Genomic DNA, 10,829 nt, shown 5'->3' with positions numbered 1-10,829 from the left:
GCAGGGTACTGTGGCACGGGGCGTTTGCGGAGTTGAAAACGGCTATCTTGTCAGCGTGGACGAACTTACGGCTATCGAAAAAAAAGACGGTCGCATTTTTAACACCGCCCCCGACGGCACAATTCGCAATCTTGCACCTGATACTCCGGTATCAATGAATTTTTGGGGTTTTCCGCCGTCTTTGTTGCCTGATTTTCAAAAATACTTTGACGGCTACCTTAAAACTTTTTCTGCTGATGTTAAAGGACAAATTAAAAGCGAATGTTTTATTCCCAAAGCGGTAGATCACTTTATTAAAAACGGAAGTACTAAAGTTAAAGTTTTACACGCTAATTCAAACTGGTTTGGCGTAACGTACAAAGAAGACAGGGAAGCGGCTATTAAAAAAATAGAGGAATTGACGGCAAGCGGAGTATATCCATCGCCGTTATGGGAGAAATTATGAGTATTCAAGCGGTATTATCATTTACGGCGTTATTGTCTTTTATGCCAATTTCAGAATTGCGAGGTGCGATACCTTTTGCAATGGCTAACGGTATCCCTTGGTATTGGGCATATTTGTTTTCTGTAACATTGAACGCCCTTGTCGCCCCCTTTTGTTGGGTATTTCTTGTGACTTTACACATATTATTATACGGCATAAACGAAAATGACGGCTTTCGCTGGTATAAAAAATTTTTTAACAGGTTTGTAGAAAAAGCTCGTAATAAACTTTCAGGCAAAATAGAAAAATGGGGTTGGCTTGGCATTGCTGTATTTGTAGCGATTCCGCTTCCCATAACGGGAGCATGGACTGGAACGCTTGGAGCGTGGATACTCGGCATAAGCAAAAAACGCACAATGGCGGCTGTAATCTTGGGCGTAGCAATTGCCGGAGCTATCGTAACTGTGGTAGTTTATTTTGGAATTTCGGCGGCAAATTTATTCATAAAAAAGTTACAATAAATTCCGGCTTGTTTACATTTTAATTTTCACATATACTCATTATTAAGGAGAAAAAAATGGCTAACTTAAAAGGTTCAAAAACAGAAAAAAATTTAGAGGCGGCGTTTGCCGGAGAATCCCAAGCGCATGTCAAGTATCAGTATTTTGCGTCAAAAGCGGAGAAAGAAGGTTATCAGCAGATAGGAGCGATATTCCGTGAGACTGCTCTTAACGAAAAGGAACACGCAAAAATATGGTTTAAATTTTTACATAACGATGATGTTCCGCCGACAACTGACAATCTTAAAGCCGCCGCTGACGGAGAAAATTTTGAGTGGACGGATATGTACGCCGGTTTCGCTAAAACCGCCAAAGAAGAAGGCTTTGATAATATTGCCACATTATTTGAAATGGTTGGTAAGATTGAGAAAGAGCATGAGGAGCGTTACCGCAAATTGCTTGCCAATGTTAAAGACGGCTTAGTGTTTTCACGAGACGGCGATCAAGTTTGGCAGTGTTCCAACTGCGGACACATTATTGTTGGGAAGAAAGCTCCCGAAGTATGCCCCGTGTGCAAACACCCCAAGGCGTATTTCCAGATTAAAGCTTCAAATTATTAAAAATCGGCTTAACGCCAAAATGAGCGAAAAAGCGATAATCGCCATGTCGGGCGGCGTTGACAGTTCTGTTGCCGCCGCCCTCATGCTTGAACAAGGCTATCAATGTGTCGGCATAACGCTAAAACTTTACAAAGGCGAGAGCCGTTGCTGTTCACTTGCCGATGTAAACGACGCAAGAAATGTGGCTTTTAGTCTTGGCATGGATCACTATGTTCTTAATTTTACCGAAGAATTTGACAAACAGGTTATACGCCATTTTATAGAAACTTATGAGCAGGGTGCGACGCCCAACCCCTGCATAGAATGTAACCGCCATATAAAATTCAATCTGCTCCTTCTTCGCGCCCGTCAGCTTGATTTTGACTATATTGTTACAGGTCATTATGCCCGTGTAATGCAAGATGCCTCAAGCGGCAGATATTTGCTCTTAAAAGCGTTAGACGAAAAAAAAGATCAAAGTTATGTGCTTTACTGTCTTACGCAAAAACAACTCCAGTGTTCCCGTTTTCCGCTTGGCGGACTTTCCAAAAATGAAGTGCGTAAAATCGCCGAGGACAAAAAATTTGTAAATGCCGCAAAAGGGGAGAGCCAAGACATTTGCTTTGTGCCTGACGGCGATTATGGAAATTTTATAGAAAGTTACACAGGGAAGACATATCCGCCAGGCGACATTATCGATATGGAAGGGAAAAAAATAGGCACGCACAAAGGGCTTATCCGCTACACTATCGGGCAGAGGAGGGGACTAGGCGTTGCCGCCAATGTTCCAATTTATGTAGCGGATAAGTCAATAGCGAATAATACCGTAACACTGGGGACAGACGACGCTCTTTTTCGCAAATCGCTCTCCGCCAAAGAGATTAATCTTATAGCTTGTGAAGACTTAAAAAAACCGATGCATGTAACGGTAAAAACCCGCTACTTGCAGGCGGAACAAAGCGCAACGGCTGAACAAATAGGGGAAGACCGCCTGCACATTGAATTTGACTCACCCCAGCGCGCAATTACGCCGGGGCAAGCGGTTGTTATGTATGACGGAGATACTGTAGTAGGCGGCGGAACGATAGAGTAGAGTCTATGATGAAGCACCGTCTAAAATTTTTGTAAGTGTCGGGAAAGAAATCCAAAGGGTAACAGGATCGCTTTTGCGCGTGTTAACTTTTAAGTGGATATATCCGCTCGGCAAATCCCAACATGATTCATAAGCCCGCATTTCTCTGAGTAATTTTTCGTAACGTCCTGCGGGAGCCGGCGGGGTAGCGCCGTAATGTGTTACAAGATCGTCTTGGACAGCGGTATAGCACTTCTGTAATTCTTCCAAATTGTTTGTATCAAAATAGTAAGCTCCGCCTTCCAGTCCTTTTTTGGAAAAATACGCTACCATATACGCCTTGTAACCAGCTATGGTTATATCATCGTAAATTAACGATTGGAAACCGTTCATGGATTCAACATGAACAGGATTACCCATTGCGGCTTTAAAATCCGTCATGCTTGTGCCCCAGGCAAAGTTGTGGAATTTTACGGTAACTTCCTCTTGCGCCTGTTGTGTCTGCGCTTGCGCATACAGCGTCATTGTCATGAATAACGCAAAGATAATAATTGTTAGTTTTTTAATGGTACACCCCCGTTTAATTATCGGCAAAATGAAGGGTACTGTTTATATTTCAACTTTCAACCGCAAACAAAAAATTATACGGAAGGTCGATTTTTTAACTCGTATTCCTTCTTTTCTATTTGCTCTCTGATTACGGCAAGTTCGTCCAGAATGGTTTTAAATGCTGCGGTTTCGCGCTCAATTGACGTTTGATCCCGTTCTGTAAACGCAATGTAGGCTTCGTTTCCCATACGGGTTAACAGTTTTTGAGCCTGGTTTTCAAGCTGTTTAATGTCCCACATCAATAAGCCTCTTTCGCCTAAATCCTGCGCTTTTGTGCCCGCTTTAATGGCAAATTCTTTTGACGCAGTCCAGCCCTGTTCCAGCAGGTCTTTCATTCTTTCGCTAAATGTCATTTTTGTTTCCTCCTTTTCGTTTTATTCCAAGAATCGTCAGGTCATCGTACTGCTCATCTTCCTTAATATGAGTATAATACATATACGCGGGATTTTCAGGGTGTTCCCTCGTATGTGCGCAATAACGCCTATATTGTACAAAATGGTGTTTAAGAAATTCATCTACTTTTTTATCTACCAATACGCGGGAATCTTCCCCCGCGTCTGCAGGTTTGTAACATCTGAACATTTTTTCCACAGAAACCATTGCCATGATTATTTCTTCTACTTGTCCTTCGCATGATGAAAAATCGAATTGTAAATCGCCTTCTTCAGGATTATGGTATTTCTGCAACGTATAAACTTCGCGCGCCATTACCGCATTAATAATCGCTTCTACGCGCTCAGGGGACATTTCTTCGTCAGCTTGTCCGCAAAGGTGGTTTTCATGTTGAGTTCCTACCGCTCCTTCTTCGCAGATTATTTCCTTAAACTCGCGGTTTCTGAATTTTCTTTTTGCTTCTTCAATACCGTCAGTGTAGAGTAGCAGTATGTCGCCTTTTTCTACTTTGAGGGTTTGAACTTTGTAGCCGCCTGAGGATTCAATCATAAAGTTGGGTAATACGCCTGTTGCGGGGGATTGCGGAAGGGTTATAACTTTCATTTTGCCTTCTTTTGCGCTGTAAAGATGAACGATATTGTCGCCCGCATTACAGAAGCGGACTACTCCAGTTTCCGAATCAAACAAGCAAAGAGTGAAAGCTGCAAAACGTCCCTTGAACGCAAGCGCTTCTATAAAGTCGTTGATCTGATACACAACTTCTTCTATGTGCATTCCCTTTTCATTGGGTTTCCACTGTTTAAAATAGTTAAGGAACATGGTCGCTACCTGAATCATGATAAGTGCCGCCGGGATTCCTTTTCCGGCTACGTCGCATTTGATAATAGCGTAATAACGACCGTCAAGATCTTTGTAATCAAAATAGTCTCCAGATACGCCTTTGGCTCCTTCGTAGTAACCAAAGAAATTCAAATTTTTATTTTTGTTAAAACCGCTGCTTTGTTTATTTCCCTGACTGTCCACGTCTAACGGAATAAATTTTTTCTGTATTTCTTTCCCGATTGAAAGATCTGAAGCGGCAAGCGCGGCTTTTACAAGACCATGCGTCATGTCGTTGATTGTATTTCCAAGAATTGCTATTTCGTCCTTGCTGGAAATTTGTATATCTACTCCCATCAATTTTGATTTATCGTCGGTGTCGCGGATTATTTCGATATGTTTTACAAGGTTTGTAATTGGTTTAATAATTAACCTTGAGAATGTAAATGCCCCGATAATGCCGAGTAATAAAACTATAAATGCGACAACTCCGATAGTTAACAAAATTGTCATCTGTCCGCGGTAGATTTCTTTTATAATTGAATCTAAAGAGACCTCAAGACGGATTAATCCGCGGAAGAAATTATTGTCCGCCATCTGCCGATACATTATTGGTTTATAGAAAATATATTTTTTGTTGCTTATGTTATCAAGAGAGAATTCAGGATATGAACCTATATTACCTGAAATTCTTGTAAGTATATCGTTAAGTTTTAAGTTTAACCCGTTTATTGTCGCCTGAATATCGTCGCGCATTCTTTCGCCTTGCGCGTCCGTGCGAAGAGCGAGGGCAAGGAATTGATCCGTCATTGTTGTAATGCTTTGCGAAAGTTCTCCGGCTTCCCGTTGCGCGCGGGTGTTAAGTTCTTCTGCAAAATTATCATAAAGAGGAGTAATAACGTCGGTTAATCGCGTAACGCCGGGACGTAATTCGGTTGTGTCAGTCTTTGAATCAATATCAGGATCGTTTGAAGCCCAGACATGATCCGTATGTATTGAATTAAGTCCGTAGCCTGTAATGGTTATGTAGTTCGCCTCGGAAAGAGCGGCGGAGTTTGACGGAAGGTACATTAACTCAAGCGCGCCGCGCTCGCCTCGGGATTGAATCGCCATAGGCAAATAAGTTCTGGCGCTTGAAGCAAGCCCGTCAAGCAATACGTTGGAACGATCCCACAAACTTTTTAGCAATGTTTCCCGTTGTGTTTTTGTCATAATGATATACATTGGCGTAGAAATCATTATGATAACAAGGAGAATAAGACCGATTGTAAATGACGCAAGTTTAAACCTAAGCCCAATTCCTCTTTTTAACATTTGCGCTGTTTTTTGTTTTTTTTCTATCAGCATAAAATCTCCTGTAATGATTGCAAGCGCTTCGTGCTTGATTACCGCGCTTTCCGAAATAACTCCGGCTATGCCCCGGATTGTGGCAATTAATCCCAATGCGCAAAGAGCAACCAGTAATACCGCAAGCGCTATAATAGGATTAAATGTTATCAATCCTTTCTGTTGTATTTTCCATGAAGGTTTCCATTCATTTGAATAGTCGCCGAATTTAACCGTTCCGGTTCTGGCGACGGGAATAAAAGAATCTGCTGTGTACCAACCTCTTGTAGAGTGTTTTAATTTTAATCGGTACTTGCCTTCGTTCATATTTTCAAAAATTAATCCGCCGATTTCTTTGTCGGATAATATGTTAAAACTGTTTGCGGGTAAATCGGGGTGTCCTTCCTGTTCCAAAACTATTGATGTTATTTGTCCGTTAGCTGTAAATCCTCTGCCGATTATCCTGATTGAAAGTATTCCCTGTTGATCTTGTTGGGCGTCAATATAGCTTACGCTTGTAAAGGGAATAAATTTATTGGTTTTAAAAGTTATATTGGACGGCTGTCCTATGTTACCCGCTTGATCAATAGCAGATACCGAAAATGCCCATATACCGTCGTCTTGATTTGAATATTTTACCGAGGTATTTGTTCCCATAATTGAAGAAGGCGGAGGACTTATTGCCGCTCCAGAGTTTACGCCTAGATATTGAAGATTCCATGTATAGCCTGCGATAAATGGGTCTGATGATGGTTCCCATGACAGACTAAAATTGTTGGATAAAAGAAATCCGTTTTCGTCCAACTGCGGGTCATTTATTTTTACCTGTTCCGGCGGCGTGTTTTTTTTGTTGTAAGTAATTTTTGCCGGCTCTGACCAGTTCCCCGCAAAATCATTGGCGCGGACGCTAAAGTACCATGCGCCGTCGCTTGTCGCGGTATTTTCCAAATTTAAATTTGATGTATTGCCTATATTGTAAACCATTACCTGTTCCGGCGGCGTTGCGTTTGGATCCTGACTCCAACTCCATGAAAATCCAAAGACTCCGGAAGTATCCGACGGAATATTCCACGTGACGCGGGCTTTTTCGGAACGACTTACTTTTGACGGCGTAAAATTAACTGCGGTTATCCTTGGACTTGCGACAGAATGATCCGGCGCAAGCATATAGATGTGGCTTGTATCCTTCGTTGTAGTCTGCCAAAAAACAAAAACGCCGTCTTTGGATACGACAGGTCTTGCAAAAGAAGCTTCATCTGAAACGCCGGAAATTATATGATTCTTCCAGTCAAAATCTCCGCGTTGGGCTAAAATTATTCTGTTGTTACCGCTTCGATTATCAAACCAAACCACATTAGGAGTGTTATTGTAAATAAACCCGATTGGATTATTACAGTACGCTTCAGAACTGTTTACGCGTTCAACCCTGCCTACAATGTTCATGCTTGAATTAATTACCGCACTGTATATTTGAGGCGTTCTGTTGGATAATCGCCTTTCCCAAACCAGTAACAGGTTGTCTCCGTATCTTGAAAGATGTGGTCTTTGATTGTCAAAATTATCAACATTGGTTTGATTCTGTACTACAGGATCGTTAAATGTCGTAAAACGTCTTGACGGCGTCCATGTTCTGCCGCCGTCCTCGCTTGTTCTGTAATAAAGTTGATATGTTGATGATGAATCCGCTCCAATGGCAAGAGATTGAAAAAATACAACATCTTTGCGATCAAGACTTGTGTGCGCAGGAAGGAAGTTTAGCGAGAAAGCGGTTTCCGGCGTAAGGAAATCAAAAGACGACCAGTTAATTCCATTCTCTGAACGTGAATAAAGAATAGAAACAGATTGAGCTTGTCCCCTTGTAACAAAAAGAAGATACCCTCCGTCCGCCCGGACATAAAGGCGCGGAGCTACAGAGTTTTCAAACCCCAAATTTATTTTTTGTTTTGAAAAACTTTGTCCTCTATTTTCGGAAATAAGTATCTCCGCCTGAGCGTTACCGGAAGCCGCGGCGATTAAAATTCTTTCTTTGCTGTCAATTACCATGCTTAAAATTGACGGTTCCGTGCCTAAATAAGTATATGGTCCACCTACCATTCCTTTTTGTACCCAGTTTTTCCCCGATTCTTTAACCGCCAAAAAAACACTGATAAAACCGCCGGAAGTAATACTTGCGTCTTTGTTAGGGGTAACTTCCTGCCACGCGATTACGGAAAAATCGTTTGAATACGCGTTTACTGGAAATTTTCCCTGTCTTGGTGTAAAAGTTTCCGCTTGTTCCCAATAAAGATCTTGCGCGGTAACGGAGAATATGGCAAGAAAAGAGAAGAATACAAAAAATAATAATTTGTTTAAACGCATCATAATACCGATTGTATCCTTCGCTGTAATTCTACCAGTTTTGTTATATTGCGGTTTCTTGGATTCTGCATAAGACGCTCAACAAGCGAAAGTGCCGCAAGGTTGTTGCCGGCGTTTAATTCACGTAACGCGCGTTGATAATCGGCTTCGTCAGCGCTTGAAAGAACTATGCTCCCCGGAACGCTCATTCTACTGAGTAATCGGTCTCTTACCTGCGGCGCTTCCGTATTATTGGGGTTCAATGTAATGGCTTCATTTAATTGCGCAAGAGCTACTTCATATTGCGCCGTTGTGTTGTTTTCTAAAATGCGTCTGGCTGACGCTGTAAGGTCTCTTGAACGCGCGATATTAGCCGGATTTGGCGGTTGCGGACGGTATCCCATATCAATTTCCGCCTGAGTTATAATGTTTTTTATATTCGGGTATTTGGGATTTATTTCCGCCAAGTTCTGAAGATCCGCAAACGCTTCAATGGAACGCTGTTTTGTTCCGGCTATGGCGGTTCTTAAACGTTGTTCAAACGAAGCGTTAAATGCCGCAGGGTCTAAAAATTGTTCTATTCTAAGATCCAGAATACCGGCTTCCTGATTAACGGGAAATATCAGTCTGACTTGTCTTGTCAGCTGACGCGCTTCGTCAAATTTAGCGACTCCCGCCGTGCGTTGACCTGAATTTATATAACGTACGCCTTCGTCAAATTTTCTTTGCGCCTGACCTAACATCTGACTCATTTCAGCGTAAAGAGGAGCGGTCGGCGGAATTACGCGCGCCGAGCTTGCTGACATAGCGGTACGAATTAAGCCAAGCCAATAAATTATTTCTTCGTTTTCATCGGAGTTTGTTGTGCGCCAACGGTTTCTCGCTCTTGTCAGTGCGTCTTCCGCCTGTTGAAATTTGCCGTCAAAGTATAAGGTACGCGCGCTGTTTAACATATTACGCACTTCTGCGATTATCGCTTCGTTTTCGGAAGTCGCAATTTGACGACCAAGATTGACTAATTGGGTATCCCGCATTTGCCGCAAAGAAGCCGATTCTTGTATTTCAAGAGATTCGCTGAATCTGTCTGAAGCTCTTTGAATTCTCTCTCGCGCGGTGTCATAGTTTTGTCTTTGGAAAGCGTTTTGCGCTTCCCTGAACATTCGCTCTCCTTCCTGCCTGAACGCTTCAGCTTGAGTTGAGCGGCTACGGGCTGTTTCCGCTATTGGAAGAGCTTGCGCGCGAATGTTGGTTAATTCATTTATAGCTTGCTGACACTTTACGCTTGTATTTAAAATTTCCGGATCATCTAAAATTGTCTGCGGTTCATTTTTTAGTTGTCCTATAATATTATTTCCGTTTTGTAAATCTACAGCTAATGCGGAAAGCATAGTGTTAAGTTCCGCAAGTGATTCGGCAGGATAACGTAAAACTGTAACAACGCCGTTGCTTGTGCGGGTTTCGCCGTCAAGATATTTTTTGCCTTTTTCCAATGATTCTTTTCTGGCGGTAATGTTATTTTGAAGACTGCCATAAGATATGCCGTAATACCTTTGAGCCGACTGGCGTTCTTCCGTAACTAATTGGGAATAAAGAGTATCTACGGCGGACAACGCGTTTGTAATACAAGCAGTCTTATAGTATACGCTAATTTCCGTATTTATTCGGTTGGCGTTTGTTCTGACATTGTTTAAAGTATTTTGCGTTCCTGTAATTGTATTTCTTGTCTGCTGTTCGCCGTTTATCGCCGCAGTAGCGTTAATGGAACCGTCGCGCCAACGGTTCATAAATGTACGATCAATGTTCAGGCGCATACCGGTATTTGCCGCCTGTACAAGAGTATTATTGGATTCACTTAGAGCTTTTATTTCCAGATATTGCGGAATATCTTCGCGCATAATATTACTTCCGTAAAGAGTTAAAGTTTGCGGTCTTCCGCCGGCAAAAAGTTGTCTGTGCTTGTCAAAAAATTGCGGAGAAAGATTTACAAAATCAGCGCTTCTGCTTACGGAAGAAACGGCGGTTGCATAATCTTTGCCGTTAAACGCGGTAAGCGACGCAGAATTCATTTTTTGAAGATTTTGCGTAATGGCATTGATAACAGAGCCTATTGAATTTTTCCAGTATATGTCAAAAGCGCCTAACATTCCTTCTTGTATGTTGTCTTCGCCTCTCCCGTTAATGCTTATTCTTATAAATGAAACATGGTTTTGATCAACCATATCAGGTTCTCTTTCCCTGATTCTGTTAAGAATTCTGGAAAGAATCATATCAGAGGCGTACAACTCCTGTTTTAACCCGATAAATCTGTCCATTGTCGGCGTTAATCTGTTTATGATTTCATTTGTTCCCGTTAAATTTCCTGTGTTGATTACTCTAGCCAACTCCGCGGAAATTGTTCCCATCTGCGAACTTGTCTGCTGGAAAGAAGCAAGTACAGAATTGATCCTTTCGGTTTCTCGCCTGACTTCGTTCTCGATATTTGCCCCGTAACCTGACGCAAAAAATTCATCGCGCATAATATTCATGCCGTCAGCGTAAACCCTAATAGCGGACGCACAATCGCCCTTGTCCAATAATTCTTTACCTTTGTTAAAAATATCAGCTAACCTGTTTCTGTTGGCGTTAAACAGGGCTATTTCCTGAGTTCTGGATACAAAATTTACAAGAAGCGGACTATTTTCGCTCTCAATAGAATTAAGTTGTTTTGACAACGTAAGAATTTTTTCCGCGTTTTCGGGGTCGTTTAAAAG

The 10,829-nt window shown here is 42.0% G+C and carries 6 protein-coding genes and 2 pseudogenes; 4 read left to right on the top strand and 4 right to left on the bottom strand.

Going from position 1 to position 10,829, the window contains the following annotated elements:
• From ACYVTD_RS06925 to mnmA, 4 genes and pseudogenes are all read left to right on the top strand, one after another.
• Nucleotides 1-445: pseudogene (locus ACYVTD_RS06925) on the top strand (hypothetical protein); the annotation flags it as partial.
• Nucleotides 430-945, top strand: coding sequence for a COG2426 family protein (locus ACYVTD_RS06920; RefSeq protein ID WP_461247044.1), 516 nt, complete (start codon nucleotides 430-432; stop codon nucleotides 943-945). The pseudogene ACYVTD_RS06925 and the gene ACYVTD_RS06920, both read left to right, overlap by 16 nt.
• Before the next feature lie 56 nt (nucleotides 946-1,001).
• Nucleotides 1,002-1,544, top strand: coding sequence for a rubrerythrin (gene rbr, locus ACYVTD_RS06915; RefSeq protein WP_461247043.1), 543 nt, complete (start codon nucleotides 1,002-1,004; stop codon nucleotides 1,542-1,544).
• A 19-nt stretch (nucleotides 1,545-1,563) separates the two neighbouring features.
• Complete coding sequence (gene mnmA, locus ACYVTD_RS06910; RefSeq protein WP_461247042.1) at nucleotides 1,564-2,616, top strand: tRNA 2-thiouridine(34) synthase MnmA; 1,053 nt, start codon at nucleotides 1,564-1,566, stop codon at nucleotides 2,614-2,616.
• A 3-nt stretch (nucleotides 2,617-2,619) separates the two neighbouring features.
• Here mnmA and ACYVTD_RS06905 read toward each other — a convergent pair whose 3' ends face one another.
• From ACYVTD_RS06905 to ACYVTD_RS06890, 4 genes and pseudogenes are all read right to left on the bottom strand, one after another.
• On the bottom strand, nucleotides 2,620-3,126 hold the full coding sequence (locus tag ACYVTD_RS06905; RefSeq protein WP_461247041.1) for a hypothetical protein: 507 nt from the start codon (nucleotides 3,124-3,126) through the stop codon (nucleotides 2,620-2,622).
• 110 nt (nucleotides 3,127-3,236) lie between these two features.
• Nucleotides 3,237-3,557 (bottom strand): hypothetical protein, encoded by a 321-nt coding sequence (locus tag ACYVTD_RS06900; protein WP_461247040.1) that lies wholly within the window; start codon nucleotides 3,555-3,557, stop codon nucleotides 3,237-3,239.
• A complete protein-coding gene (locus ACYVTD_RS06895; RefSeq protein ID WP_461247039.1) occupies nucleotides 3,547-8,103 on the bottom strand; it encodes a SpoIIE family protein phosphatase in 4,557 nt (1,518 codons plus the stop codon). The genes ACYVTD_RS06900 and ACYVTD_RS06895 overlap by 11 nt, the downstream gene beginning before the upstream one ends.
• Nucleotides 8,100-10,829, bottom strand: a pseudogene (locus ACYVTD_RS06890) (hypothetical protein); the annotation flags it as partial. The gene ACYVTD_RS06895 and the pseudogene ACYVTD_RS06890, both read right to left, overlap by 4 nt.

The sequence above is a fragment of the Treponema sp. R6D11 genome, assembly GCF_054786075.1.
This window is presented reverse-complemented; position numbering and strand designations above follow the sequence as displayed.